The sequence below is a fragment of the Lentzea aerocolonigenes genome (genome assembly GCF_000955955.1).
Lineage (GTDB): Bacteria > Actinomycetota > Actinomycetes > Mycobacteriales > Pseudonocardiaceae > Lentzea > Lentzea aerocolonigenes_A.
In genome coordinates, this window is sequence record NZ_JYJG01000007.1 from 40,055 (window position 1) to 66,537 (window position 26,483).

At 69.0% G+C, this 26,483-nt stretch carries 31 protein-coding genes; 27 read left to right on the top strand and 4 right to left on the bottom strand.

Annotated elements, in window-relative coordinates; translation table 11 throughout:
- The first annotated feature begins 159 nt into the window (after nt 1-159).
- The 14 genes from UK23_RS02380 to UK23_RS02445 all read left to right on the top strand — a co-directional run bounded on the left by UK23_RS02380 (nt 160) and on the right by UK23_RS02445 (nt 11,043).
- Nucleotides 160-915, top strand: coding sequence for a redox-sensing transcriptional repressor Rex (locus tag UK23_RS02380; protein WP_045309674.1), 756 nt, complete (start codon nt 160-162; stop codon nt 913-915).
- Nucleotides 916-952: 37 nt separating this feature from the next.
- Nucleotides 953-2,269, top strand: a complete 1,317-nt coding sequence (locus UK23_RS02385; RefSeq protein ID WP_045309675.1) for a glutamyl-tRNA reductase — start codon at nt 953-955, stop codon at nt 2,267-2,269.
- Nucleotides 2,266-3,201, top strand: a complete 936-nt coding sequence (gene hemC / locus UK23_RS02390; RefSeq protein WP_045309676.1) for a hydroxymethylbilane synthase — start codon at nt 2,266-2,268, stop codon at nt 3,199-3,201. Before UK23_RS02385 ends, hemC begins: the two co-directional genes overlap by 4 nt.
- 18 nt (nt 3,202-3,219) lie before the next feature.
- Entirely contained in the window at nt 3,220-4,752 is a 1,533-nt protein-coding gene (locus tag UK23_RS02395; RefSeq protein WP_045309677.1) for a uroporphyrinogen-III synthase, read from the top strand.
- A gap of 74 nt (nt 4,753-4,826) precedes the next feature.
- A complete protein-coding gene (gene hemB / locus UK23_RS02400; RefSeq protein ID WP_045309678.1) occupies nt 4,827-5,801 on the top strand; it encodes a porphobilinogen synthase in 975 nt (324 codons plus the stop codon).
- A complete protein-coding gene (locus tag UK23_RS02405; protein WP_052684305.1) occupies nt 5,786-6,298 on the top strand; it encodes a hypothetical protein in 513 nt (170 codons plus the stop codon). The genes hemB and UK23_RS02405 overlap by 16 nt, the downstream gene beginning before the upstream one ends.
- 9 nt (nt 6,299-6,307) lie before the next feature.
- On the top strand, nt 6,308-6,751 hold the full coding sequence (locus tag UK23_RS02410) for a hypothetical protein (protein ID WP_045309679.1): 444 nt from the start codon (nt 6,308-6,310) through the stop codon (nt 6,749-6,751).
- Entirely contained in the window at nt 6,748-7,146 is a 399-nt protein-coding gene (locus tag UK23_RS02415; RefSeq protein ID WP_045309680.1) for a hypothetical protein, read from the top strand. Before UK23_RS02410 ends, UK23_RS02415 begins: the two co-directional genes overlap by 4 nt.
- The gene (locus UK23_RS02420) at nt 7,143-7,781 is read left to right on the top strand and encodes a hypothetical protein (protein WP_045309681.1); all 639 of its coding nucleotides are present in this window, start codon (nt 7,143-7,145) and stop codon (nt 7,779-7,781) included. Before UK23_RS02415 ends, UK23_RS02420 begins: the two co-directional genes overlap by 4 nt.
- On the top strand, nt 7,781-8,203 hold the full coding sequence (locus UK23_RS02425; protein ID WP_045309682.1) for a DUF3093 family protein: 423 nt from the start codon (nt 7,781-7,783) through the stop codon (nt 8,201-8,203). Before UK23_RS02420 ends, UK23_RS02425 begins: the two co-directional genes overlap by 1 nt.
- A gap of 5 nt (nt 8,204-8,208) precedes the next feature.
- Nucleotides 8,209-8,556: a hypothetical protein gene (locus UK23_RS02430; RefSeq protein ID WP_156212680.1), complete on the top strand. Its 348-nt coding sequence runs from the start codon at nt 8,209-8,211 to the stop codon at nt 8,554-8,556.
- 11 nt (nt 8,557-8,567) lie between these two features.
- Nucleotides 8,568-9,863, top strand: a complete 1,296-nt coding sequence (gene hemL, locus UK23_RS02435) for a glutamate-1-semialdehyde 2,1-aminomutase (protein WP_045309683.1) — start codon at nt 8,568-8,570, stop codon at nt 9,861-9,863.
- Nucleotides 9,860-10,489 (top strand): histidine phosphatase family protein, encoded by a 630-nt coding sequence (locus UK23_RS02440; protein WP_045309684.1) that lies wholly within the window; start codon nt 9,860-9,862, stop codon nt 10,487-10,489. The genes hemL and UK23_RS02440 overlap by 4 nt, the downstream gene beginning before the upstream one ends.
- Entirely contained in the window at nt 10,486-11,043 is a 558-nt protein-coding gene (locus UK23_RS02445) for a TlpA family protein disulfide reductase (RefSeq protein ID WP_045309685.1), read from the top strand. The genes UK23_RS02440 and UK23_RS02445 overlap by 4 nt, the downstream gene beginning before the upstream one ends.
- 46 nt (nt 11,044-11,089) lie before the next feature.
- On the opposite strand, the gene UK23_RS02450 is transcribed toward UK23_RS02445, so the two are convergent.
- Nucleotides 11,090-12,070 carry a M64 family metallopeptidase gene (locus tag UK23_RS02450; RefSeq protein WP_052684307.1) on the bottom strand — a complete coding sequence of 327 codons (981 nt, stop codon included), beginning with the start codon at nt 12,068-12,070 and terminating at the stop codon, nt 11,090-11,092.
- A gap of 129 nt (nt 12,071-12,199) precedes the next feature.
- Here UK23_RS02450 and UK23_RS02455 point away from each other — a divergent pair, with 129 nt between their 5' ends.
- From UK23_RS02455 to UK23_RS02470, 4 genes are all read left to right on the top strand, one after another.
- Nucleotides 12,200-12,976, top strand: a complete 777-nt coding sequence (locus tag UK23_RS02455; protein WP_045309686.1) for a cytochrome c biogenesis CcdA family protein — start codon at nt 12,200-12,202, stop codon at nt 12,974-12,976.
- Between the two features lie 41 nt (nt 12,977-13,017).
- A complete protein-coding gene (gene resB, locus UK23_RS02460) occupies nt 13,018-14,493 on the top strand; it encodes a cytochrome c biogenesis protein ResB (protein WP_052684315.1) in 1,476 nt (491 codons plus the stop codon).
- Nucleotides 14,493-15,428, top strand: a complete 936-nt coding sequence (gene ccsB / locus UK23_RS02465; RefSeq protein ID WP_045309688.1) for a c-type cytochrome biogenesis protein CcsB — start codon at nt 14,493-14,495, stop codon at nt 15,426-15,428. The genes resB and ccsB overlap by 1 nt, the downstream gene beginning before the upstream one ends.
- A 103-nt stretch (nt 15,429-15,531) precedes the next feature.
- Nucleotides 15,532-16,878: a MinD/ParA family ATP-binding protein gene (locus UK23_RS02470; RefSeq protein ID WP_156212682.1), complete on the top strand. Its 1,347-nt coding sequence runs from the start codon at nt 15,532-15,534 to the stop codon at nt 16,876-16,878.
- Nucleotides 16,879-16,934: 56 nt separating this feature from the next.
- Here the strand turns inward: UK23_RS02470 and UK23_RS52475 are convergent, their stop codons facing one another.
- Both UK23_RS52475 and UK23_RS02480 read right to left on the bottom strand, forming a co-directional pair.
- Nucleotides 16,935-17,102 (bottom strand): hypothetical protein, encoded by a 168-nt coding sequence (locus tag UK23_RS52475; RefSeq protein ID WP_086667950.1) that lies wholly within the window; start codon nt 17,100-17,102, stop codon nt 16,935-16,937.
- Nucleotides 17,103-17,159: 57 nt separating this feature from the next.
- Nucleotides 17,160-17,366: a BldC family transcriptional regulator gene (locus UK23_RS02480; protein ID WP_030473853.1), complete on the bottom strand. Its 207-nt coding sequence runs from the start codon at nt 17,364-17,366 to the stop codon at nt 17,160-17,162.
- Nucleotides 17,367-17,564: 198 nt separating this feature from the next.
- On the opposite strand from UK23_RS02480, the gene UK23_RS02485 reads away from it, so the two are divergent.
- From UK23_RS02485 to UK23_RS02525, 9 genes are read left to right on the top strand one after another with little or no spacing between them, the layout of a single operon-like run.
- A complete protein-coding gene (locus UK23_RS02485) occupies nt 17,565-18,029 on the top strand; it encodes an Lrp/AsnC family transcriptional regulator (protein ID WP_045309690.1) in 465 nt (154 codons plus the stop codon).
- 4 nt (nt 18,030-18,033) lie between these two features.
- Entirely contained in the window at nt 18,034-18,303 is a 270-nt protein-coding gene (locus tag UK23_RS02490; RefSeq protein WP_045309691.1) for a DUF4229 domain-containing protein, read from the top strand.
- 26 nt (nt 18,304-18,329) lie between these two features.
- A complete protein-coding gene (locus tag UK23_RS02495; RefSeq protein WP_045309692.1) occupies nt 18,330-19,418 on the top strand; it encodes a PLP-dependent cysteine synthase family protein in 1,089 nt (362 codons plus the stop codon).
- Between the two features lie 55 nt (nt 19,419-19,473).
- Complete coding sequence (locus tag UK23_RS02500; RefSeq protein ID WP_045309693.1) at nt 19,474-19,779, top strand: hypothetical protein; 306 nt, start codon at nt 19,474-19,476, stop codon at nt 19,777-19,779.
- A complete protein-coding gene (locus tag UK23_RS51210; protein ID WP_045309694.1) occupies nt 19,776-23,369 on the top strand; it encodes a hypothetical protein in 3,594 nt (1,197 codons plus the stop codon). Before UK23_RS02500 ends, UK23_RS51210 begins: the two co-directional genes overlap by 4 nt.
- On the top strand, nt 23,345-23,764 hold the full coding sequence (locus tag UK23_RS51215) for a hypothetical protein (RefSeq protein WP_156212684.1): 420 nt from the start codon (nt 23,345-23,347) through the stop codon (nt 23,762-23,764). The genes UK23_RS51210 and UK23_RS51215 overlap by 25 nt, the downstream gene beginning before the upstream one ends.
- On the top strand, nt 23,761-24,732 hold the full coding sequence (locus UK23_RS02515; protein WP_045309696.1) for a hypothetical protein: 972 nt from the start codon (nt 23,761-23,763) through the stop codon (nt 24,730-24,732). The genes UK23_RS51215 and UK23_RS02515 overlap by 4 nt, the downstream gene beginning before the upstream one ends.
- Nucleotides 24,732-25,181 carry a hypothetical protein gene (locus UK23_RS02520; RefSeq protein WP_052684308.1) on the top strand — a complete coding sequence of 150 codons (450 nt, stop codon included), beginning with the start codon at nt 24,732-24,734 and terminating at the stop codon, nt 25,179-25,181. Before UK23_RS02515 ends, UK23_RS02520 begins: the two co-directional genes overlap by 1 nt.
- On the top strand, nt 25,181-25,582 hold the full coding sequence (locus tag UK23_RS02525) for a hypothetical protein (RefSeq protein ID WP_045309784.1): 402 nt from the start codon (nt 25,181-25,183) through the stop codon (nt 25,580-25,582). The genes UK23_RS02520 and UK23_RS02525 overlap by 1 nt, the downstream gene beginning before the upstream one ends.
- Nucleotides 25,583-25,589: 7 nt before the next feature.
- Here UK23_RS02525 and UK23_RS02530 read toward each other — a convergent pair whose 3' ends face one another.
- Nucleotides 25,590-26,462, bottom strand: coding sequence for a 1,4-dihydroxy-2-naphthoate polyprenyltransferase (locus UK23_RS02530; protein ID WP_045309697.1), 873 nt, complete (start codon nt 26,460-26,462; stop codon nt 25,590-25,592).
- Between the last annotated feature and the right edge of the window lie 21 nt (nt 26,463-26,483).

Consider the following 26,483-nt stretch of genomic DNA (forward strand, 5'->3'; position numbering starts at 1 on the left):
AGAACCGATCCAGCGCTGGTCACACCCTGTGACCAGCGCTGTCACTGTTCCTGAGGGTGTGAACCGCCGACTTTGTGCATGCGTTCACAAGCGGTACGGTGTGACTATCACCAACGCCGCGGGGTCCCTGCGGTGAAGCACACCCGGAGGTCGGAGAGCGTGGCATCACAGCGGGGCGAAGGTGAGACGACCACCACCCCTGCGGAGCCTGCCGACAGGGAGCGCGCCCGCGCGATCCCCGAGGCGGCGGTGGCCAGGCTCGCCGTGTACCTCCGCGTGCTGTCCGGCATGGCCGACCAGGGTGTCACGGCCGTCTCCAGCGAGGAGCTCAGCCAGGCCGCGGGCGTCAACGCGGCGAAGCTCCGCAAGGATCTGAGCTACATCGGCAGTTACGGCACGAGGGGCGTCGGCTACGACGTCGAGGTCCTCGTGAGCCACATCGAGCGCATCCTCGGCCTCACCCGCAACCATTCCGTCGCGGTCGTGGGCATCGGTAACCTTGGTCACGCTCTGGCCAACTACGGCGGGTTTCCCGGCCGCGGTTTCCCGGTCACCGCTCTGTTCGACGTGGACGAGGATCTCGTAGGAATCCCTGTTGGGGGCATTCCCGTCAGCCACATCGACGACATCACCGCGGTCTGCCTGGAACGCGAGGTCTCGATCGGCGTGATCGCGACGCCGCCGCCCGCCGCTCAGTCGGTTTGCGACCGTTTGGTATCTGCGGGCGTCCAGTGCATTCTGAACTTTGCACCAGTTGTCCTTCAGGTTCCAGACAACGTCGAGGTGCGCAAGGTTGACTTGGCGGTCGAGATGCAGATCCTGTCGTTCCACGTCGCTCGACGTGCGGACGAAGCTGCCAGCGTCTCGGTCGGCAACAACGGACTCGGTGTGGACGGGATGGTGATTCGCCCGTGAGCGTGAGCCAGACGGCTCCGGCAGACGTGGTGAGTGCATGAGTGTGCTCGTAGTCGGTCTGTCGCACCGCACCGCCCCAGTCCCGGTCCTCGAACGCGTCACCGTGGCCGAGCCGAACCTGCCCAAGGTGCTCGGCCAGCTGCTCGCCGCCCCCAGCGTCTCCGAGGCGATGGTCCTGTCGACCTGCAACAGGGTCGAGGTCTACGCCGTCGTCGAGTCGTTCCACGGCGGTATGTCCGAGGTCGTCGACGTGCTCGCGCAGCACGCCCAGGTCGACCCGCAGTCGCTCTACGAACACTTTTACGTGCATTACGCCGCCGCTGCCGTCGAGCACCTGTTCTCCGTCGCGGCCGGCCTCGACTCGATGGTCGTCGGCGAGTCCCAGATCCTCGGCCAGCTGCGCGGTGCGTACGCGGCGGCGGACGAGGCTGGCACCGTCGGCAAGACCGTCCACGAGCTCACTCAGAACGCGCTGCGCGTCGGCAAGCGCGTGCACACCGAGACCGGTATCGACCACGCGGGTGCGTCGGTCGTGTCCGAGGCCCTCGGCGACGCGGAGGCCGCGCTCGGCACCCTCGTGGGCAAGCGCGCGCTGCTCGTCGGCGCCGGAGCGATGGGCGGCCTGGCCGCCGCGCACCTGCGCAGGGCGGGCGTCGGCGAGGTCGTCATCGCCAACCGGACGCAGGCCAACGGTGTGCGTTTGGCCACGTCACTGAGGTCGGAGGGCGTCCCCGCGACGGCTGTCGACCTCGCCCAGCTGGCGGCCGAACTGGATCTCGCGGACATCGTCTTCGCGTGCACCGGCTCGGTCGACACGGTCGTCCGCGCGGACATGATCAGCGCGCGCACCCGGCCGCTCGTCGTGTGTGACCTCGGCCTGCCCAAGGACGTCGACCCGGCCGCGGCCGAGCTGCCGAACGTTCGTGTGGTGGACCTGGAAACGCTGCAGCGCCGCCTCTCGGACGCGCCCGCGGGCCAGGACGCGCGGATGGCGGCCCAGCTGGTCGCCGACGAGGTGAAGGCGTACCTCGCGAGCCAGCGCTCCGCCGAGGTCACCCCGACCGTCACGGCGCTGCGCAAGCGGGCCGCCGAGGTGGTCGACGCCGAGCTGCTCCGTCTTGATTCGCGACTTCCCGAACTGGACCCCGCGACACGCGGTGAATTGGCCAAGACGGTACGCCGCGTTGTAGACAAGCTCCTGCACACGCCGACCGTCAGGGTGAAGGAGCTCGCCTCCTCGCCCGGTGGTACGGGCTACGCGGAGGCTCTCCGCGAACTGTTCGGGCTCGACCCTCAGGCTCCTGAGGCTGTCAGCCAGACCAAGAAGTCTTCTGTGGATGGTGAAACGCGGTGACCCGCACCCTACGGATCGGTACCCGAGGCAGCGCACTGGCGCTCGCGCAGACGGGGACCGTTGCCGAGGCGCTCAAGGCTGCCGGAGCACAGGTCGAGATCGTCGTCATCAAGACGCCGGGCGACCTCTCCGACGCGCCCATCGCCCAGATCGGCATCGGCGTGTTCACGTCGGCTCTTCGTGACGCGCTCGCGAACGACGAGATCGACGTCGCCGTCCACTCCTACAAGGACCTCCCGACCGCGCCGGACAAACGTCTGGTGCTCGCGGCGGTGCCCCAGCGCGAAGACCCGCGCGACGCCCTCGTGGCGCGCGACGGCCTCACGCTCGGCGAGCTGCCGCCGGGGTCCACTGTGGGCACCGGTTCCCCGCGCCGTGCGGCCCAGCTGGAGGCCCTCGGTCTCGGGCTGAACATCGTTCCGTTGCGCGGCAACGTGGACACGCGGATCGGCAAGGTGCGCAACGGCGAGCTCGACGCCGTGGTGCTGGCCCGTGCCGGCATCGCGCGCCTCGGCCGCACGAGCGAGATCACCGAGAACCTGGAGCCCATCCAGATGCTTCCCGCACCCGCGCAGGGTGCGTTGGCAGTCGAGTGCCGGATCGACGACGTCGATGCCGAGCACCTGATCCAGTCCACTTTGGACGATTCGGCCAGCCGGGCCGCTGTGACCGCGGAGCGCGCCATGCTGGCCGCGCTCGAAGCGGGCTGCAGCGCGCCGGTCGGCGCGCTGGCCGATGTGGTGGAAGACCTCGACGACGAGGGCAAGGTCGTGTACCGACTTTCCCTGCGCGGGGTCGCAGCGACGCCGGAGAACGATCTCCTCCGCGCGTCCGCCACCGGTGACTTGACCGAAGCTGAGGGACTCGGCCGGGCGCTGGCCGCCGAGTTGCTCGACCTCGGGGCCGCGGTTCTCAGCGGTCCAGAGGCGTAATCGATGGGGAGTGCCCTGATGACCCGCGCACGCAAGACCCCCGGACGCATCGCCTTCGTGGGCTCCGGCCCAGGCGACACCGGGCTGCTCACGGTCCGGGCCCACGACTTGCTCACCAGGGCTGAACTCGTGGTGACCGACCCGGACGTCCCCTCGGACGTCCTCGCGACCGTGGCCGAGGGAGTCGAGGTCCGCCCCGCTGTCGGCGAGTCCGCCGACGTGGCCAAGGACCTGGTGAACGAGGCGCGCAACGGCGCGACAGTCGTCCGCCTCGTCGCGGGCGACCCGCTGACGCTCGACTCTGTCGTGAAGGAGGCACAGGCGGTCGCGAAGTCGACGATCCCGTTCGACGTCGTGCCCGGCGTGCCTTCCGGTACCGCGGTCCCGGCCTACGCCGGTGTCGCGCTCGGTGGTGTGCACACCGAGGTCGACGTGCGCGCGGTGAGCGACTGGGCAGGCCTCGCCGGCTCGCCCGGCACGCTCGTCCTGCACGCGACGGGCTCGCACCTCGCCGAGGCCGCGTCCAACCTGGTCGAGAACGGCCTGGCGTCCCAGACGCCGGTCGCCGTGACCGCCGAGGGCACCGGCTTCCAGCAGCGCACCATCGACACGACGCTGGCCTCGCTGGCCGCCGACGCCGGTGAGCTGAGCGGTCCGCTGGTCGTCACGGTCGGTGCTGCGGCTGCCGCGCGTTCGAAGCTCTCCTGGTGGGAGTCGCGGGCGCTGTACGGCTGGCGCGTGCTGGTCCCGCGGACCAAGGAGCAGGCCGGCGCGATGAGCGAGCGGCTGCACTCGCACGGCGCGATCGCCGTCGAGGTGCCGACGATCTCCGTCGAGCCGCCCCGCAGCCCCGCGCAGATGGAGCGTTCGGTCAAGGGTCTGGTCGACGGCCGCTACCAGTGGGTCGTCTTCACCTCGACCAACGCCGTGCGCGCCGTGTGGGAGAAGTTCCGCGAGTTCGGCCTGGACGCCCGTGCGTTCTCCGGCGTGAAGATCGCCTGCGTAGGCGAGGCCACGGCCGCGAAGGTGCGCTCGTTCGGCATCATCCCCGAGCTCGTGCCGTCCGGTGAGCAGTCGTCCGAGGGTCTCCTCAACGACTTCCCGCCCTACGACGACATCCTCGACCCGGTCGACCGCGTGCTGCTGCCGCGGGCCGACATCGCCACCGAGACGCTGGCCGCGGGCCTGCGCGAGCGTGGCTGGGAGATCGACGACGTGACGGCGTACCGCACCGTGCGTGCGGCCCCGCCGCCCGCCGACACCCGCGAGATGATCAAGTCCGGTGGCTTCGACGCGGTGTGCTTCACCTCGTCGTCGACCGTGCGGAACCTGGTCGGCATCGCGGGCAAGCCGCACGCCCGCACGCTCGTCGCGTGCATCGGCCCGCAGACCGCCGAGACGGCGCGGGAGTTCGGCCTCCGGGTCGACGTGCAGCCGGAGGAGGCGAACGTGCCCGCGCTGGTCGACGCGCTGGCCGCCCACGCCGCCCGGTTGCGCGCCGAGGGAGCGCTGCCTCCTCCGCGCAAGACCAAGCGTCTGCGCCGCAGCTAAGAGACAGAAAGCCGTCGGGGCCACTCAAGTAGTCTTTGAGTGGCCCCTTCGACTCTCTCCACAGGGAGTCCGACATGTACCCACTGCATCGCCCGAGGCGTCTGCGCACGACGCCCGCCATGCGCCGCCTGGTCAGCGAGACCGAGGTGCGCCCGAGGCAGCTCGTGCTGCCGATGTTCGTCAAGGAAGGCCTGGCCGAGCCCGCGGAGATCGCGAGCATGCCTGGCGTCCTGCAGCACACCCGTGACTCGTTGCGGAAGGCCGCGGTCGAGGCGGTGCAGGCCGGTGTCGGCGGCATCATGCTGTTCGGTGTTCCCGCCGAGCGCGACGCCGTCGGTTCCGGTGCGACCGATCCGGACGGCATCCTCAACGCCGCACTGGGCGACCTCCGCGCGGAGCTGGGCGACAGCACCGTGCTGATGTCCGACTGCTGCCTCGACGAGTTCACCGACCACGGCCACTGCGGCGTGCTCGCCGCCGACGGCACGGTCGACAACGACGCGACCCTCGAGGTCTACGGCGAGATGGCCGTGGCCCAGGCTCGCGCCGGTGCTCACGTCGTCGGTCCCAGCGGCATGATGGACGGCCAGATCGGCTTCATCCGTGGCGCTCTGGACCAGGCGGGCCTGCAGGACACCGGGATCCTCGCCTACTCGGCCAAGTACGCGTCGGCGTTCTACGGCCCGTTCCGCGACGCCGTCGAGTCGCAGCTGTCCGGCGACCGCAAGACCTACCAGCAGGACCCCGCGAACGGCCGTGAGGCGCTGCGCGAGGTGCAGCTGGACCTCGCAGAGGGCGCGGACATGGTCATGGTCAAGCCGGCGCTGCTGTACCTGGACGTGCTGCGGTCCGTCGCCGAGATCTCGGACGTTCCCGTTGCGGCGTACCAGATCTCCGGCGAGTACGCGATGATCGAGGCCGCCGCGCAGAACGGCTGGATCGACCGCGAGCGCTCGATTCTCGAGTCGCTGACGTCGATTCGTCGTGCGGGTGCGGACATCGTGCTGACGTACTGGGCCGTGGAAGCGGCGCGGTGGCTGGACAGGTAGGTCCCGCTCCCGTTCCGAAGCTGATCAACATCTCGCGCTGGCTGTGGATCGCCAGCGCGGGCATCGGGATGGTCAGGTTCGTCGCGCAGCTCTTCGACCGCGAGACGCTCATCGCCGAGGCGCGCCGGCAGAACCCGGCGCTCGGTCAGGACCAGATCGACGCCGGCGTGAACGGCGGGATCATGTTCGGGCTGCTGATCGCCGTCGCGATGCTCGTCGCGTACACGCGGCTGGCGAACACGATGGCGCGCGGGCGGAACTGGGCCCGTGTCGTGCTCACGGTGCTGGGTGCGGCGTCTGTCGCGTTCGGACTGTTCCGGCTGGTCGCGTTCGGCAGCGGAGTGGCCGCGTCCGTCGGCGTGGAGATGCGGCCGGTCGATCTCGGCGTCACGTTCGTCACGCTGGTCATGGACGCCACCGCGATCGTGCTGATGTACCGCGTGTCGGCGCACTTCAGGAAGCGCGTCACGGTGGACAGCGACTTCCTGCGGTCCTAAGTTCCGACCGTGACGTCTCCGAAGGAATCGGGCACTCCCGGCACGATCACCGCGGGCTACTGGCTCGTCGTGACAGGCACGGCGTTGAGTGTGCTGGCCGCGCTGTACGTGCTGCTCAACAAACAGCAGCTGATCGACGCCGCGGCCAAGATCAACCAGGATCCGAAGGTCACCCAGGACATGATCGTCTCGACGATCACCGGGCTGGTGGTCGTCTCGCTGGTGGTGACGGTCGTGCTGGCCGGGCTCGGGGTGTGGCTCGCGGGCAAGGTCCGCTCGGGTCTGAAGAAGAGCAGGACCGGCCTGATGATCACCCTGCTGATCGACCTGTTCTTCCAGATGATCACGAACACGCTCGCCATCGCGACCGTGCTGGTCGCCGTGGCGGGTCTGGTGCTCTTCTACTTCCGCCCGTCGACCGACTACCTGACCGCGCGCGAGCAGACGTCGTGAACGAAGCTCCGAGGCAGGTGCGGATCGCTGTGGGGGTGTGGCTCGCGACCGCCGTGTTCGTGCTGTTCACGGCTGCCGGCTTGTGGTTCCAGCGCGGTGAGATCGAGCAACTGAGCAAGAAGCCGCCCGGCGAGGTGACGACGTTCCTGGTCGCGCTGACCGTCATGGCGGTGATCTTCGCCGGTCTCTACGCGTGGCTGACGAGGCTGTTCCTCAAGCGCCGGAACTGGGCCCGGATCGCGTTGTCGCTCATCGCGATCGTGCACATGATGTGGTTGTTGCTGGTGGGGATCAGCCCGGCGAGCCTGGTCACGTTGCTGCTCATCTGCGTCGCGATCGTCTTCACGTGGCAGGCGCGTACGGCACAGTGGTTCGCGGAGGTGCGTGAGCAGTGACCGATCCGCAGGACCAAAGCCCGTGGGCGAACCCGGACAAACCGCACGGTGCCTACGAGGTGCAGGCGGTCGGCGACCTGGGTCCGCCGATGCCGCCCGCGCCCGAACTGGCCCCACCGCAGGCCGGGTACCAGGTGCACCCGGTCAACAACATGGGGTTTCCCATGCCGCCGCTCGCACCCCTGGCGCCCCAGGAACTCCCGGTGCAGCGTCCGGCGACGATCACGGCGGCGATGTGGATCTGGATCGCGGGTGCGGTGCTCTCCGTCGCGGTGTTCCCGGTGCTGTTCCTCACGAACACCGAGTTCTTCCTCGACCAGGGCCCGGAGTCGGACCGCGCGGCCGGTGAGTTCGGGGTGCGGGCGCTGGCGTTGATCTTCGGTTTCCTGATGCTCGTGGCCGCCGCGCCGTACGTGGCGTTCGCGATCGTGCTGCGCAACGGCCAGAACTGGGCGCGCGTCCTGCTCACGGTCCTCGGGGCGATCGGGTTCCTGTCGACGTTCGCGATCATGTTCTTCGCGCTGGCGGCGCAGGTGTGGCAGCCGGGCACCGCGATCTGCATCGTCGTGTTGGGACTGACCGTCGCGGCCGTGGTGCTGCAGTTCCTGCCGGCGTCGAACAGGTACGTGCGGTAGTGCCGCTGTACCGCGAGTCCGGCAGCAGCTGGTGGCCGCTCCTGTGGGGACCCGCGTTCGCGGTCGCCGGATATCTGGTCGAGATGGTCACCGGACCGGCCTCGGCGGGCCTGTGGACGATCGTGGGGCTCGGGCTGATGCTCGGCGCGGTGTTGTGGGTGTACGGCAGGATCAAGACCGGCAGCATCGCGCTGACGGACTCCGAGGCCCAGTTCGGCAGGGAGAAGCTGCCGGTCGCGATGATCGAGGCCTGCCGGGACGTCGGTGCGCCGACCGGTGCGCGGGTGCTCGGCGGCGGCTGGTCGGTGCCGAAGGGGACGACGGCGGTGCCGTTGCGCCTGCTCGACGGCACCGTGGTGCTGGCGTGGGCACGCGATCCGGAAGCCTTGCTCGCAGCCCTGCACCAGGTCGTGAGAGGGTGAGCAACGTGACAGAGGCCGTGACTGAGCAGGAGACCGTCGTGGAGGAGCCGGAAGCGGCACCGCCCGCCGGACCGAGCCTGCACCAGCCCAAGCGGTGGCTGATCGCCGCGGGCGAGGTCGTCGCGATCGTCCTGCTGGCGTGGCTCGCCGTGTGGTGCTGGAACCGCGGCGTGGTCAAGCTCTCGTACCCGATCGACGGCCACGACCTGATCTCCACGCGCTACCACGGCAACTGGCTCGGGACGGCCGTGGCGTCGCTCACGCTGGCCGTGATCCTGGCGCTCGACGCGGTGCGGCAGGTCGTGCTGGCCCTGCGCACCCGGCCGCAGAAAGCCGCCGACTCCGACATGTGAGACTGGGGTACGTGACTGCGAGTCGATCCCAGGCCCTGTTCGAGCGCGCCTCCGCGCTGACCCCCGGCGGGGTCAACTCCCCGGTGCGGGCGTTCCACTCCGTCGGCGGCACTCCGCGTTTCATGGTGCGTGGCGAGGGACCCCACCTGTGGGACGCGGACGGCAACCGGTACGTCGACCTGGTGTCCTCGTGGGGGCCGATGATCCTCGGGCACGCGCATCCGGACGTCGTGTCCGCCGTGCAGAAGGCGGCGTCGTTCGGGCTGTCGTTCGGCACACCGACCGAGGGTGAGATCGAGCTCGCGGCCGAGATCATCGACCGCGTGGAGCCTGTCCGGCAGGTCCGCCTGGTCAACTCGGGCACCGAGGCCACGATGAGCGCGATCCGGCTCGCGCGCGGCTTCACCGAGCGGCGCAAGGTCATCAAGTTCGCCGGCTGCTACCACGGTCACGTCGACGCGTTGCTGGCTCAGGCCGGTTCCGGCGTCGCGACGCTGGGCCTGCCTTCGTCGCCGGGTGTCACCGGTGCGCAGGCGGAAGACACGATCGTGCTGCCGTACAACGACATCGAGGCCGTGCGGGCGGCGTTCGCGGAGAACCCGGGCGAGATCGCGTGCGTGATCACCGAGGCGGCGGCGGGCAACATGGGTGCCGTCGCGCCTGGTCCTGACTTCAACGCCGCGTTGCGCTCGCTCTGCGACGCCGAGGGCGCGTTGCTGATCATGGACGAGGTCATGACCGGGTTCCGCGTCTCGCGGGCCGGCTGGTTCGGCCTGGAGCGCGTGCGCGGCGACCTCTACACGTTCGGCAAGGTCATGTCGGGTGGTCTGCCCGCGGCTGCCTTCGGTGGTCGCGCGGACGTGATGGCCCGGCTCGCGCCGTCCGGTCCCGTCTACCAGGCGGGCACGTTGTCCGGTAACCCCGTCGCGGTGGCGGCCGGGCTCGCGACTCTGCGTGCGGCTGACGACCAGGTGTACGCGGCGCTCAACCGCAACGCGACCCGGTTGGGTGCGCTGTTCACGGCCGCGCTGACCGAGGCCGGTGTCGAGCACCGCGTGCAGTTCGCCGGGAACCTGGTGAGCGTGTTCTTCGGTTCTTCCGAGGTGAAGGACTACGCGGGCGCGCAGGCTTGTGAGACGTGGCGCTTCCCGCCGTTCTTCCACGCTCTGCTGGAACGAGGCGTCTACGCGCCGCCGTCGGCGTTCGAGGCCTGGTTCGTGAACGCCGCCATGGGCGAAGAGGAGTTCGCTGTGATCGCTGACGCGTTGCCGATCGCGGCGCGCGCTGCCAAGGAGGCTCGCCAGTGACCCGCACCGTTGTCCACCTGCTCCGTCATGGTGAGGTCCACAACCCGACCGGGATCCTCTACGGACGGATTCCCGGGTTCCGGTTGTCGGAGCGCGGCGTGAAGCAGGCGCTGACCGTTGCCGAGTCGTTGGCGGAGAACGACATCGTGCACGTCGTCGCGTCGCCTTTGGAGCGTGCACAGCAGACTGCCGCACCTATCGCCGACTCGCATCGGCTGGAGTTGGCCACGGATGAGCGGTTGATCGAGGCCGACAACCAGTTCGAGGGGTTGAAGGTCGCGGTCGGGGACGGGGCGTTGAGATCGCCTCAGCACTGGCCCAAGTTGGTCAACCCGTTCAAGCCTTCGTGGGGTGAGCCCTACATCGAGATCGCTCATCGGATGTTCGGGGCCGTGCAGAAGGCTCGGGCTGAGGCTGAGGGGCATGAGGCTGTGTGCGTGTCGCATCAGTTGCCCATTTGGACTGTGCGGCGGTTTTTGGAGGGGAAGCGGATGTGGCACGACCCGCGGAAGCGGGAGTGTTCGCTGGCCTCCTTGACTTCGTTGATCTTCGAGGGTGAGCAGTTGGTTCGGATTGCCTACTCCGAGCCGGTTGGAGCTACCAATCCTCGGGTGACTGGGGCATGAAACGGCTTCTCGTTCTGCTGTTGCTGGTTTCGGGCTGCACTGTGGGCAAGGATGCCGCCCAGGTGGGTGCCGGAGACTTCTACCTGGTCGCTCCGGGCGGGCAGGTGAAGATTCGGTACACAGGTGCCGATCGCAAGCAGTTGAAGGGGCTTGAGGGTGAGTCCCTCATGGAGGACGGCAAGACCGTCAAGCTCTCCGATTACGCGGGTAAGCCCGTTGTCATCAACATCTGGGGTGCTTGGTGTGGTCCTTGCCGGACTGAGGCGCCCGAGATGCAGAAGATCTTCGATGCGGGGACCCAGGTTGTGGGGGTCGACGTCAAGGAGACCGCCAAGTCGCATCCGCAGGACTTCATGCGGGACCGGTCGCTGACGTATCCGTCCATCTACGACGGGTCGTCGCGGTCGTTCATCAACGTGTTCAAGGGGCTGCCGGCCAACACTGTGCCGTCCACGTTCGTGGTGGACAAGGACCACAAGGTCGCGGCTGTGTTTTTGGTCCCGGTGCTGGCTTCCGATGTCCAGCCCGTGCTGGACGAACTGGCCAGGGAATAGGTGAAGGCTCCGGCTCGCCAGCGCGCCGGAGCCTTTCGCGTCGGTTCTAGTTGGCCGGTGGTGCCGCGGTCAGGGATGGGATCTTGGCCTTGAAGGCCTTGACCATCGCGTCTCGGCCGATCGAGTTGAACTGCTTGCCCAGGGTTCGCATGATCGAGTTCGAGGTGGGGCGGTAGAGGCCCGTTTTGTAGTAGCGGGCGCCCTCTACTGGGGCGATCACGCCGCCGTCCGGGGACGGCTGGCCGAGGTATTCGCCCCACTTGGCGCCTGTGGGGTCCTTGGTCACGTTGATTTCGCGTGGTTCGGCGCCTGTGTAGGCGGCGTACGGGTAGTCGTACTCGTCGGCCAGACCGCCGATCGAGTGGCCCAGTTCGTGGATGGCGATTTGGCCTGCCTGGGCGTTGGAGCCTGCTGCGGTGGCCACGGAGCCGCCTGCGCCGCCGTACTTCGAGGTGTTGCCCAGGGCGATGACCTGGTCGGCCTGGGGGGCTGCGGCGGCGTACTCCTTGGCCTTGGTCTCGTTCACGCAGAGGAGGCGTTCGGTGTTCGGGTCGCGGCCCTGGCACCAGAAGCCCATGTCCAGCGCGGTGTCTTTGAAGAGGTCCTTGGTCGGGTCGTGGTCCACGCCGGACTCGTTGGAGATGACGTTGACCTGCCAGACGTTGAAGTAGTCCTTGTACTCCTTGAACGGTTCCACGGAGGAGAGCTCGTCCCACTTGCTCTGCACGTTGGCCGAGTAGGTGTCCAGGTCGGCTGCTGTGTAGCCGTCGCCTACGAAGACCAGGTCGAAGGCGTCGGCGGAGTCGCGGGTGCCCCAGATCTTGCTGACTTCGGCTGTGGCGAGGGTTTTGAAGCCCGTCGTCTTCTCGGCTGGGGCTTTCGGGGACAGGGCTTGGGTGATGGAGCCGTCCTCGTTGAAGACCTCGCGCCACTCCATTGCCGGGGCTGCGCCGCCGACCGGTGACTGGGCGAACAGGGCCAGCGCGGTCACGGTCAGCGCAGGGAGGAGCAGCCGGGAACGATGCATGCGCTGACGCTAAGCAACCGTGATGTCACCCACAAGGCGGCAATCGTCGGTACTTCGGAGCAGGTGTGGTGGCTGCAAAAGGTGATGCCGGTGGGTGGGTGATCTGGGCAACTACCTACTCTGAGGTGTGTGAACCCCACTCTGCTGGCGACGTCCGGGCCGTTGCTGCTGGCTGTCGGGGTGGCCTTGGTGGCGGGCTTCCTCTCGTTCGCCTCGCCCTGTGTTGTGCCGTTGGTGCCGGGGTACTTGGCGTACCTCGCCGGGCTCGTCGGGGCAGAGGCGCCTCGGGTCGAGGCGGACGAACCCGCCAAGGCCGGGCGGTGGCGGGTTGCCGGGGCCTCGTTGTTGTTCGTGCTGGGGTTCACGGTTGTTTTCGCGTTGGCCACGATGTTGGTGCTCGGGGTGTCGGACGCGCTGTTGCTGAACGCGGACCTGTTCCAGCGGATCGGTGGCGTTGTCACGATCCTGATGGGGTTGGTGTTCATCGGGTTGGTTCCGGCGCTGCAGAAGGACGTGCGGTTCCACGCGAAGCCGAAGGCCGGGGTGTGGGGGGCGCCGGTGCTCGGGGCGGTGTTCGCGCTCGGCTGGACGCCGTGCATGGGGCCGACGTTGTCCGGGGTGATGGCGGTGGCTCGCAGTACCGAGGTCGGGTCTGCCACGGCTCGGGGTGCGGTGCTGGTGCTCGCGTACTGCTTGGGGCTCGGGTTGCCGTTCGTGGTGCTGGCGCTCGGGGCGCGCTGGGCGCTCGGGGTGACGAAGTGGCTGCGTGCGCATGCGCGGCAGGTGCAGATCTTCGGTGGCGTGTTGCTGATCCTGGTGGGGATCGCGTTGGTCACCGGTCTCTGGGGTGAGTTCGTCGGGTGGCTGCGCTACTCGTTCGTCGACGTCGTGGAGTTGCCGCTCTAGTGATCGCCTTCCTGCGCAACACGTGGCGCGGCCTCACGTCGATGAGGACCGCGCTGACTCTGCTGTTCCTGCTGGCGCTCGCCGCCATGCCAGGGGCGTTGCTGCCGCAGCTGTCGTTGAACGCGGCCAAGGTCGACCAGTACATCGCCGAGCACGGCTGGTGGGGCGAGTTCCTGCAGAAGCTCGGGTTCTTCGAGGTGTACGCGACGCCGTGGTTCGCGGCGATCTACCTGTTGCTGTTCACGTCGCTCGTCGGGTGTCTGCTGCCGCGCTTGTGGGAGTACTTCAAGCAGATGCGCGCGCGGCCGGTGCTGACGCCGCGGAACCTCTCTCGCATGCCGCATCACGCGCAGGCCGTGCTCGACGTGACGCCGGAAGAGGCGGTCGGCAGGGCGAAGAAGGCCATGCGCGGCTGGCGGATGGACACCGGCGACGGCACGGTCAGCGCCGAGCGCGGGTACCTGCGCGAGACCGGGAACCTGGTGTTCCACTTCGCGTTGCTCGGGCTGCTGGTGTCGTTCGCGCTGGGCAAGATGTTCAGCTACGAGGGCCAGGTCATCGTCCAGGCCGACGGCGGCCAGTTCTGCAACGGCGGCATCTTCAACTACGACCAGTTCCGGCCGGGGCTGCGGGTGGACGGCACGGATCTCACGCCGTTCTGCGTGGAGATCGGCAAGTTCTCCGCCGACTACCTCGACAACGGGCAGCCCGTCGGCTTCAAGGCGGACATCAGGTACCAGTCGGGCGCGGACCTCGCGGCGAACAGCTGGGAGCCGTACACGCTGCAGGTCAACCACCCGCTGCGGACCGACGGCGACCGGCTCTACCTGCTGGGCCACGGGTACACGCCGACGTTCACGGTGACGTTCCCGAACGGCGAGAAGCGCACGCAGGGCATCCAGTGGCTGCCGACGGACCAGCTCACGTTGGCGTCCGAAGGTGCGACCAAGTTCGACCCGCCGGGCGTGACGGACTCCGACCAGCGGCGCAAGGGGCAGATCGCGGTGACGGGGCTGCTGGCGCCGACGCCGTTGCTGCACGGCAGCATCCTGAACTCGAAGTTCCCCGCGCTGAACAACCCGATGGTCGCGGTCGACGTGTACCGCGGCGACCTCGGGGTGGACGACGGCCGCGGCCAGTCGATCTTCTCGATCGACATGAAGATGGTCGACCAGGGCCGGTTGCAGAAGGTCGCGCGCAAGAACCTCGCGCTCGGCGAGGAGCTCACGCTCGACGACGGCACCAAGGTCCGGTTCGACTCCGTGAACGACTGGGTGTCGTTGCAGGTCTCGCACGATCCCACGCAGGGGTACGTGCTGGTGTTCGCCATCCTGATCGTCCTCGGCCTGGGGGTCTCGCTGACCGTCAAGCGCCGCCGGGTGTGGGTGCGTGCGACCCCTCAGGATGACGGGCGTACGTTGGTCGAGGTCGGCGGCCTGGCCCGCACTGACCAGGCTGGATACGGCGAGGAGTTCACGCGGCTGGCCCGCGCGGTGCTGAACGAGGAGAAGTCCTGATGCCGGTCAACGAGACCCTCGCGACCTACAGCGACTGGCTGTACCGCAGCGCGCTGGGCGTCTACCTCTTCGCGATCATGCTCTACGCGGTCGAGCAGGCGTTCGCGCGTGCCCCGCGCAAGAAGGCGGAGGCGCTGGTCGGAGCCGGTGCGCCGATCCCGGGCATCATCACCGACGAGCCGAAGCAGCCCAAGAGCGACCTGTCCCGGTCGGAGCGCATCGGCCGCATGGGTGCCGCGCTGACGGTGCTCGGCGCGCTGCTGCACCTCGGCTCGCTGGTCATGCGCGGTCTGTCCGCCGGGCGCGCGCCCTGGGGCAACATGTACGAGTACATGTCGCTGCTGTGCCTCGCCGCGGTCGTGACGTGGATCGTGCTGATGGCGAAGTTCCCGATCCGCCGCCTCGGTGCGTTCGTGCTGACGCCGATCCTGGTCCTGCTGTTCCTCGGCGGCACCGTCCTCTACGCCGAGTCGGCGCCGGTCCAGCCGGCGCTGCGGTCGTACTGGCTGGTGATCCACGTCTCGGTGATCTCGATCTCGTCCGGCGTGCTGCTCGTGCCCGGCGTGACGTCGATCCTCTACCTGCTCAAGGACACCAACGGCGAGCGCTTCCCCAAGCTGCCGTCCGCCGACGTGCTGGACCGGATGTCGTACCGGACGACGGTGCTGGCGTTCCCGCTGTTCACCGCGGGCATCATCTGCGGCGCGATCTGGGCTGAGGCCGCGTGGGGCCGGTTCTGGGGCTGGGACCCCAAGGAGACCGTGGCGTTCGTCTGCTGGGTGGTCTACGCGGCGTACTTGCACGCGCGCGCGACGGCCGGCTGGCGTGGCCGTGGGGCCGCCTGGATCAACATCGCGGGTTTCGCGCTGAACGTGTTCAACCTGTTCTTCATCAACTTGGTCACCAGCGGGTTGCATTCTTACGCGGGTCTCTAACGAGTTAAGCCCCCAGGTCGATGGAACCGGCGTTGGTTGCGTACCGTCGCAACCTGGGGGTCGGGGAAGTCCTGGTCCCTCTTGCTCAGGGAGGGCCACAGCGGTGAATTGGCAACCACCGGGTGAGGAACAGGGCTCCGGCCCGCAGTACGTCGACCCGCAGACGGCCTACCTCGACCCGCAGCAGTCCGGTCCGCAGCACGTCAGCGGCGGTCAATCAGGCCCGTACAACGTGGGTGGTCCCCAGGCGGACCAGTACCAGCCCGATCTGTACCAGGTGCCCGGCCACGCGTCCGGCTCCTACCAGGTTCCCGGCAACGCGAGCGGCCCGTACCCGGTGCCGGGCACGCAGTCCGGCGCGTACTCGGTGGACGGCTCCGGGGCGTACCAGGTGGGCGGCGGCCAGTCGGGTGCTCATTCGGTCAGCGGCGGTCCGTCGGGACCTCACAACATGCCCCCGAACACGGCCCAGTACGGGCAGTTCGCCGGCTCGCAGTACCCGAACAACTTCCCGAACCAGCAGTACCGCTCGCAGGCGCAGGAAGTGTCGTCGCAGCAGCTGATCAAGCAGGAGAAGCGGCCGCCGGCCTCCGGCTGGCGCAAGTCCCTGCACTCGATGACCGGTGGCGCGGTCAACCTCGGTGAGAGCGCTGCCGACATCCGCCGCCGCGAGCTGATCGCGCGGATCAACCAGCCGCTGCGCGGGTGCTACAAGATCGCGATGCTGTCGCTCAAGGGCGGCGTCGGCAAGACCACGACGACCACGACGCTGGGCTCGACGTTCTCGTCGCTGCGCGGGGACAGGGTGATCGCGGTCGACGCGAACCCGGACCGCGGCACGCTCGCGTTGAAGATCCCGCGGGAGACCACGGCGACCGTGCGGCACCTGCTGCGCGACGCCCCGCGGATCACGAAGTACAGCGACGTGCGTGCGTACACCTCGCAGTCGCCCGCCCGCCTCGAGGTGCTGGCGTCCGAGCAGGACCCTGCCGTGTCGGAGGCGTTCAGCGAGGACGACTACCGCCGCACCGTGGCGTTGCTGGAGCACTTCTACAACATCGTGCTCACGGACTGCGGCACCGGCTTGATGCACTCCGCGATGAAGGGCGTGCTCGACGAGGCGGACCAGCTGGTGCTGGTGTCGTCCGGCTCGGTCGACGGCGCGCAGACGTCCGCGGCGACGCTCGACTGGCTGGAGGCGCACGGCTACCGCGACCTGGTCGCGAAGTCCGTCTGCGTGATCAACTCGGTGCGCCCGAAGTCCGGCAAGGTCGACCTCGACAAGCTCGCCGCGCACTTCCAGCAGCGGTGCCGCGCGGTCGTCCGGCTGCCGTTCGACGAGCACCTCGAAGAAGGCGCGGAGATCGCGCTGGACCGGCTCGCACCGGAGACCCGCCTGGCGTTGCTGGAGCTCGGCGCCGTCGTGGCGGACGACTTCCCGAACACCTGATCAGGCGGTTTCACGACGCGGCGAAAGGGGCCCTGAGCACAGGGCCCCTTTTCCGGTCACTCGTCGCGTTTGCGCTGCTCGTCGAGCTTGCGCAGGAACTCCGGGTCGTCGTCAGGCGCGATCACCTTGCGGCCCGGGGTGTACTCCGAATGCTGTGGGGCGAAGGCTCGCCACACCAGCACAGCCACGGTGAGCGCACCGATCACCGCCAGCAGGTAGATCATCTGGTCGCCACCTCCCTTTGCCACGAGATTACCCGCGGCCCAGGGATAACTACGGTTTCAGTGGCGGACGGGTTCAGTCGCCTCGGTGGTGAGCTCCGAAAGCAGAGCCTTCACCTCGGTCTCACGGAACCTGCGATGTCCTCCAGGCGTGCGAATCGAGCCGATGCGACCAGCGGTGGCCCATCGGGTCACGGTCTTCGGGTCGACCCGGAACAGATTGGCGACTTCCCCAGGCGTCAAGAGCCGCTCGGTGGCTGCAGTCACTCGTCCTCCTCAGATCAGACGTTCCGGTCTGATCGTGGCATCTGACCCATCAGGTACTCGAACGCTTGTTTTTTGGTAAAGAGGTAGTAAGGGACGACCGGGCCAAACCGGACATGCTTCGTGCCACGCGGGGCGCTTTCGTTTGGCAGGAGCGCACGGGAGGCCCCCGCGTGACGGACAGGGCATAGGGTTACGCGGGTGGATGCTCTTGATCGACAGATCATCGCCGCACTGCGCGCCAACGGGCGGGCCACGTACGCCGAGCTCGGCAGGCAGGTCGGCCTGTCCGCCTCCGCCGTGCACGAGCGGGTCGGGAAGCTCGAGTCCAGCGGCGTGATCGTCGGGTATCACGCGGTCGTCGACCCCAGCGCGGTCGGCCTGGGCGTGACCGCGCTGATCGGCATCCACCCCACCGACATCGCGGACGACAACGAGGTCGCGGTCGCGTTGGGCGAGCTCATCGAGGTCGAGTCCTGCTACCGGGTGGCGGGCGACGAGTCGTTCATCGTGAAGGTCCGGGTGGCCACGGTGGACGACCTGGAGCGCGCTCTCGGGCGGCTGCGGCGCATCCCCGGCGTTGCCCGCACGCGCACGACCGTCGTGCTGTCCACGCGGTTCGAGGGCCGGCCGAACACCGGCGACGAAGAGGCCGACGTAACCTGAACGGGTGCTCGTTCGAGATGTGACGCTCTACGTCCTCGCTCGCCTCGGCGTCGTCGCGGTGGTGACGGGCGCACTCCTGCTGTTCAAGGTTCCTTTGCTCCCCGCGCTGGCCGTCGGCGTGGTCGTGGCGTTGCCGGCGTCGCTGTTCCTGTTCAAGGGGCTGCGGCAGCGGGTGGCCGTGGGGCTGAACGAGCGCCAGGCGGTGCGGCAGGCCGAGCGCGACAAGCTGCGCGCCGAGCTGCGTGGTGACGAAGGTCCTCTTACTCAGGGGTAGGTGTCACCTGCGGTTATCGTGCCTGCGTGAGTACCTCTGTTGACCGTGTTTGCAGCAGGACCAGGCACTGGGTGCGCGAAGCCGTCTCGATCATCGAGGCCGACGCGAACCGCAGCGCGGACACCCACCTGCTGCGCTACCCGCTGCCGCTCGACTGGGGCATCGACCTCTACCTGAAGGACGAGTCGACGCACCCGACCGGTTCGTTGAAGCACCGGCTCGCGCGGTCGTTGTTCCTCTACGCGATCTGCAACGGCTGGATCACCGGTGGCACGCCCGTGATCGAGGCGTCGTCCGGGTCGACGGCGGTCTCCGAGGCGTACTTCGCGCGGTTGCTGGGGCTGCCGTTCATCGCGGTGATGCCCCGTTCGACCTCCGCCGAGAAGGTCGTGCTGATCGAGCGGCAGGGCGGCAGGTGCCACTTCGTCGACGAGCCGTCGGCGATCTACGACGAGTCGCGGCGGCTGGCGTCCGAGCTGGGCGGCCACTTCATGGACCAGTTCACGCACGCCGAGCGCGCGACGGACTGGCGCGGCAACAACAACATCGCCGAGTCGATCTTCGAGCAGATGAGGCTCGAGCCCTCGCCGGAGCCGGACTGGATCGTCGTCGGGGCGGGCACTGGCGGTACGTCGGCCACGATCGGCCGGTACATCCACTACCAGAAGCTGAACACGCGGCTGGCTGTCGTCGACCCCGAGTTCTCGGTGTTCTTCGACGCGTGGCGGGACGGACAGCCCGAGCTCGTGGGCACGCGCGGCTCGCGGATCGAGGGGATCGGGCGGCCGCGGGTGGAGCCGTCGTTCATCAGCCAGGTGATCGACCGGATGATCAAGGTGCCGGACGTGGGGTCCGTGGCGACGGCTCGGTACGTGGAGGACCTGCTCGGGCGGCGCGTGGGCGGGTCGACCGGAACAAATCTCTGGGGTGCGTTCCAGATCGTGGCCGAGATGCGGCAGTCTCGCACGCGCGGAAGCGTGGTGACTTTGTTGTGCGACGGTGGCGAGCGTTACGCGAACACCTACTACGACGACTCATGGGTATCCGCACAGGACATGGATCTCGACCCGTGTCTTGAACGCCTGAACAACTTCCACCGCACGGGGAACTGGTGACGGGAGTCCTGCGTCACAGCGTGACCTGAGCACTTGAGTCCGCAGGGGGGACCCCGTGTCGTCGCTGTTCACCGACGCCGCCGAGTTGCGCGCGTACGCCGAGTATCTGCGCACCGAAGCGCAGGAGTTCGAGACGATCCGCAAGTACGTCCACGCCACGGCGTGCGACAAGGCGGGCTTCACCGGCCTGCTGACGTTGCTGCAGCCGGGCGTGGACGTCGTGCGCGCGCTGTTCGACGAGACGCTCGACTTCGGCAAGTCCAAGCTGGAGGGCACGGCGTCCGCGATGGAGGCGACGGCCTCGTCCTACGAGGCGGTCGAGCGGGCCCAGCTCGCGATCTTCAACGGAATCCTGAAGTGACCGCCACCTACCACGACCCACGCCCGGTCGTCGCGTCCCTGAAGCAGCCCGAGATCGACCGGGCCTCCCTGAACGACGTCCTCGCCGATCAGGGCTGGGGTGTGCAGGCGGTCAACTGGGTGTTCGAGGCCGTGACCGGCGAGTCGCTGGTCGCCACGATCATCACGCCGATCACCGGTGACTGGACGAAGATCCGGGCCGACGGCGACGCGTGGCGCATGGTCGGCAACGCGATGAACGACGTCTCGTACAACCTGACCGACGCGGTCGGCAAGGTTCGTTCTCACTGGGACGGCGACGCTGCTCGCGCCCACGAGAAGTACATCGCGCTCGGCTGGAAGGCCGCGCTGTTCGCGGAGATGGGCGTCACGCAGCTCATCGCGAAGGGCTTCGACACGGTCGCTTCCGGCGCCGAGGCCCTGGGCAAGCAGGCCGCGCGTCTGCTCGACTACTTGGTGAACAAGCTTTTGGAGGCGGCCGCCACCGTCTGGATCCCGCTGGCCGGTTGGATCAAGGCCGCGGAGATGGTCTGGAACGCCTACCAGATCTACCGCCGTGTCATGGACATCATCGACACGGTCCAGAAGCTCATCGCCGACGTGAAGTCCTTGTTCGACGCCGTGGGCCGCGTCTTCTCGGCGATCGGCAAGCTGAAGGACGCCGACTCGCTGGCCGAGGCCATGAACGCCACCCAGGAGGTGGCGGAGGCGGGCCGCGACGTGCGCAACGCGGTCAACGACATCCGCGACGACATGACGTCGATCAAGGACTCGGCCACCGAGATCGCGGACCGGGGCCACGACATCGGCTCGAAGGTGCGTGAGGTCACCGCGCCGCCGGGTTCTGATGGCACAAAGCCCGCAGCCGTGACATCCGTTGCTCCCGGTGGTGCCCCGGTCTCGGCGGCGCCGACCGTGCACGGCGGTCCGGACGCGCCCACCACACACGCTGCAGCCGCGGGCCCGTCGGTGTCCGCGCCGCCCACGTTGGGCTCGGGTGGTGCGGGTTCTGGCGGGCCTACAGGTGGCGGTTCTGGCGGCGTGCCCACGGGTGGCGGCTCGGGTGGCGGCCACGCCGGCGCTGGTGGTGTTCCTGCGGGCAGCCATGGTGGCTCCGGCGGCTCGCCGACCGGCAGCCACGGCGGTCCAGCAGCACCTCCGCGCCTCGACACGACCCACGCGGCCGGCGCAGCCCCCGCGGCCGCCCCACCGTCGCACCAGCAGACCCCGGTCGGCGGCGCCATGCCCATGGGCGCACCCCCGATGGGCGGCGCAGGTGGCGGTGGCGACTCGTCCCGCAGCTCGGGTTCGCGCCCAGGCTCCTCCGCGGGCTCGGCCTGGCCCACCACTCCTTCTGGCGCGCCTTCTGGCCAGCCCAAGCCGGCGGCCGGCCTGCCGACGCCTCCCGGCCACGGCTCAGGCCTCCCGACGGCGCCCGGCCAAGCGAACTCCGGCCCTCCGACTGCTCCCGGCTCGCGCCCAGGCGGCTCGGGCTCGGGTTCGGGTTCGGGTTCGCACCCGACGCCAGGTTCGGCGGGCACGCACCCGGCCCCGAACTCAGGCGGCCTGCCCACGGCCCCGAACTCGGGCACCCACCAGCCAGGCACAGGCGGCACCCACCCGACGCCGGGCGGTTCCGGCGGCCTGCCCAGCCACCCGACCGCCAGCAGCGGCACGGCAACGGCCCCAGCCCCCTCAGGCACCGGCAACGGCCACCCGACCCCGAACTCAGGCGGCGGCCTGCCCACACCTCCCGGCCACACAACGCCAAGCTCAGGCGGCGGCCTGCCGTCGCCCCCGAGTTCAGGTGGCGGCCTCCCGTCCCCTCCCGGACACGACAGCCCGAGCAGCGGCGGCGGCCTGCCCTCGCCTCCCGGACACCCGTCGCCGAGTGCTGGTGGCGGCTTGCCGTCCCCGCCCGGACACCCGTCTCCCAGCACGGGTGGCGGCCTTCCGTCGCCCCCTGGACACGACAGCCCGAGCAGCGGCGGCGGCCTGCCCTCGCCCCCTGGACACGCGTCGCCGAGTTCTGGTGGCGGTCTGCCTTCGCCTCCCGGACACCCGTCTCCCAGCACGGGCACGGACCACCCCACGCCCAACGGATCAGGCGGCACGACGCCGCACGACCCGTCCACGCCGCGTCCCCACGACACGACGCCCAGTGGCTCGGCAGACACCAAGCCCCACGACACGACCCCGCACGAGTCCGGCAGCAAGCCCCACGACTCGGACGGCAAGCCGCACGACAGCGAGCCGAAGCCCCACGACGCCGACAGCAAACCGCACGACGCCGACGGCAAGCCTCACGATGGCCAGCCCAAGCCGCATGACGCCGACGGCAAGCCTCACGATGGCCAGCCCAAGCCGCATGACGCCGACGGCAAGCCTCACGATGGCCAGCCCAAGCCGCATGACGCCGACGGCAAGCCTCACGATGGCCAGCCCAAGCCGCATGACGCCGACGGCAAACCGCACGACGGCCAGGACAAGCCCCACGACACCGACGGCAAGCCTCACGACGGCGAGCCCAAGCCGCACGACGACAAGGGCCACGACACCGGCACCAGCGACGCCGACGGCGCCAAGACCCACGACGACCACCACCCGGACGCCACCCCCGCCGACCACGACGCCGACCCAAAGCACGACACCGACGCGTCCAACGGTCACGGCAGCCACGACGGCCAGGACGGGACCGGGAGCGGCGACGGCGGGTCTGGCGACGACACGCCGCGGTCGCCGAAGGGGCACGACCTCACGCCCGCCTTCGACCACGCGGCCATGGCGGCGTCCGGTGACGGGTACAAGCACCAGCTCGAGCAGATCTACCCGGATCCGGCGGACCGCGAGCGCTACATCGACCTCAGCAAGAAGCTGTCCGCGGACCTGACCCCGGCCGAGGCCCACGAGGTCGCCAACGTCCGCAACCAGATCAAGGTCGAGTCCGGTGACCTCGTCACCAAGGTGCTGCACCCGAACGCGGTCGACGGGTACCTGAAGCACCACGACAACCCGTTGTCCACGGACGCGCAGCGGCAGGGCACGGTCGCCGGCAGCATCGCCAGGGCCGAGGACGTGCACGACATCAACAAGCCCATGGGGTTGCGCGAGGGTCTGGCCCTCGACGACAAGGGCGAGGGCTGGACGCCGATCAAGGACAAGGCCGAGTCCGCGATGCAGCTCCGCTACCACATGACGGACGACCAGGCGAAGACCGCGACCATTCCCTACGGTGGCCCCGAGAAGACCGATCGCGACTTCGGCGAGGAGGCGGAGGGCAGGCCGGGCCAGGAGCACCGGTACTACCAGGAGCCGGGCGAGAAGGAGCGCTGGGACAAGGCCGCCCAGACGATGGCCGACGCGGGTGGTGCCAGCGAGGTGAAGCGCGGGCGGGACCCGTTCACCGGTACCGGGTCGACCGGCGGCGGTGTGCCGGAGTGGGTTGCCAAGCCTGCCGCTCTGCCTGACCGGGCGGAGATCTGGGAGGTCAAGGACGGCCAGGAACGTCTGCACGCCGTGTACGAGCGAGGCCGCGGCTGGTACCAGCTCGGGGAGAGCGAGGCGTCGTGGTCCAGCACACCCGTGAAGTAGTCGAGTACAAGAGCGAGACCTACTTCGCCGGCGTCGAGTCGGGGGGCACGATCGAGATCGTCAAGATCCCCGGCGAGTCGTACGCGACGGACGAGGGTTTCGAGCACTACGAGGACCTGCGCGTCAAACGGGTGCCGGTCCGGGAGGTCGACGCCTGGTACCGCGACGAGTTCACCGGGAAGTGGCGTGGCCAGCCGTTCGTGCTGTACCCCAACCAGGACGGCACGATGGGCGCGGACTACGTCGGGCCGTCGCAGATCTGGGCGGAGGAGAACGGCCTCGAGGGCGACCAGTACAACGGCTTCCGCAAGACTTTCAACCAGGACGAGCTCGAGGACGTGCAGGTCAACCGCATCGACTACCTGGCGCGGTGGAAGGAGAAGAACCCCGCATGAGCACCCCACAGGCCGTGCAGAAGGCGGCCGGCATCGGGCCGGAGACGATCCTGCAGAAGATCGTGCACCCCGCGGTCGCGCAGCTCCACCTGGGCAACGTCGTGGTGCCCGGCCGGTTCGAGCCGCACCGCACCGCGGGGTTCGTGACGCGCGGTCAGGACTTCCCGCAGGGCACCGCGGACCAGTTCGCGGAGACGTTCGGCGTGGACAAGGTCGAGGGCTGGCCGCAGGGCAGCCAGTACGTGCTGCGGTTCCTCGCCCACACCACGCAGATCTTCGACACCAGCTTCGGCGGCCCCACGCTCGAAGGCGCGCAGAAGATGGGCACCACCCGCGTCTACCCCGTGCCGTTCACCGGCACCGGTTACACGCCCAGCGCGCAGCCGATCCCCGAGTACGTCATGGAGCTCACCGAACTGCCCGCGGGCACCGAGCTCTGGCGGTTCGAGCCCAACGGTGACGGCAAGGCGGTGGGCAAGTACATCAACCGCCAGATCGGCTGGTATCCGATCGGCGACGTCGGCTTCGGTCCCGGAAGGTATTGGCAGGCACCGGTTCCGCTGCGGCCGACCGTCCGTCGTGGACTGGTCGCGACCTTCCGCGGCCAGGGCTTCGACGTCGACTTCGGGCCGCGGCCCGGCATCCTGACGCTGCACCCGCTCGCCGGTCAGCCAGCACCGCCGGACTTCACCGAGGGCGTGCTGGAGATCCCGGACGCCGCGGTGGAGGAACTCGCCTACCTGCGCAAGCTCTGCACCTACAAGAACGCGGAGTTCGAGATCATCGGCATCCAGGCCGACCAGGCGGTGCTGCACTTCCTCGGCGAGAACTACGAAACCGCGCACCAGCTCGGACTGACCGAAGTGGACTTCCGGCAGTGGCGTGCGGTCGCCGGACGCGCCGAGCTGAGCGACGTCCGCGACGAGGTCCGGCCGATCCGGCGTGGTCTTTTCGGGAGCGAGAACTGATGACGACCCCCAACGACGGCTGGAAGTCCGCGGAGCTGCGGGCGGCAGAGGCCCAGGTCGACGCGCGCTTCAAGGAGGCGCAGGACCTCGCGGCCCGGCTCAAGGACACGCCGCTGCCGCCGGTCCCGCCGGTCGATTTCAAGGCGATCGCCCAGCAGGTCGAGCGCGCGGCGCAGGAGAAGGACGCGCCGCCGCAGCTGAAAGCGTTGAAGCGCAAGGTGGACGCGGGCGAGTTCAGCTGGGAGGACGTGGTCTCCGGCAAGGCCGCGCAGGATCCCGATGTGCAGGCCATGCAGCAGGAGAACGTCAAGAAGATGAAGCAGGCGTTCCAGATGCTGCAGGAGGGCATGACCGCCGACGAGATCATGAACGCGCAGGGCCCGCGCAGAGGCAGGGGTGACGACGGCGACGAGAACGACCCCGACATCTTCGCGGAGGACAAGTGGTGATGACGGCCTGGCGGACACCGGACATCGCCGCGGCGGAGGACTTCCTGACGGGTGCGGTCGCCGACGTGGACCGCGCCATGAGGACTGCGCAGCAGGGGCTCAAGGGCAAGGAACCGTCCACTGAGGACGTCCGCAGGGTGATGCAGTTCGCCAAGTCGAGCGAAGCGTCACCGGCGATGCGGCAGCTGGCCGACCGCATCGCCCGCGGCGCCGGGCTCAGCTGGCGTCAGGTCCTCACCGGCGAGGCGGGCCACGATCCCCTTGTGCGGGAAGCACTCGAGGCCGACCGGGCCACGCTCGACACGCTGATCAAGGGCGAGATGGTCCCGCCGCCGCAGCCGCGCAAGCCCGCGCGGGGAGACGACGACGAGCCGACCCAGTTCACCGAGGACGCCTGGTAGGGCGAAGTCAGTCGAGGAACAACCCGACGCTGACCAGCACGGCCCAGGCGAGCATCGCGATCCCGGTGAACTGCAGCACCGGGATCAGGTCGCGCCCACCACGCCCGGCCGCCACCCGGCGCACCGCGGGCAGCAGGATCGGCGCCGCGAGGAACCCGAGCAACGCGTACGGCACCCGCACGGTCATCCCGAGCGCGATCAGGAACGGCACCGCCACCAGCGCGAGGTAGAGCCTGCGGGTGTCCTTGTCGCCCAGCACCACGGCCAGGGTTCGCTTGCCCGACACGGCATCCGTCGGGATGTCACGCAGGTTGTTCGCCACCAGCACGGCCGCCGAGATCGACCCCATCGCGATGGACGCCCCGATGCCGATCCCGGTGATCTCGCCGGTCTGCACGTACAGCGTGCCCAGCACCGCGGCCGGCCCGAAGAACAGGAACACGGCGATCTCGCCGAGCCCCGCGTAGCCGTAGGGACGCTTGCCGCCGGTGTAGAACCACGCGCCGGCAACGCACACAGCGCCGAACGCGATCATCCACCAGTACCCGGACAGGGCCACCAAGGCGATTCCCGCGAGCGCGCCCACCCCGAGCGAGATGAACGCCGCCAGCCGCACCTTGGCCGGCTCGGCGGCACCGGAACCGGTGAGGCGGAACGGCCCCACCCGGTTGTCGTCGGTGCCGCGGATGCCGTCGGAGTAGTCGTTGGCGTAGTTCACGCCGATCTGCAGCGCGATCGAGACCACCAGCGCCAGCACCGTGTAGAGCGCGTTGAACTCGTCGATGTGGTGTGCCGCCGCCGCTCCCACGATCACGGGCGCGATCGAGTTCGGCAGGGTGCGCGGGCGGGTCCCCTGGATCCACTGGACGACTGAGGCCATGCCTCCATCCTCCGCTATGGC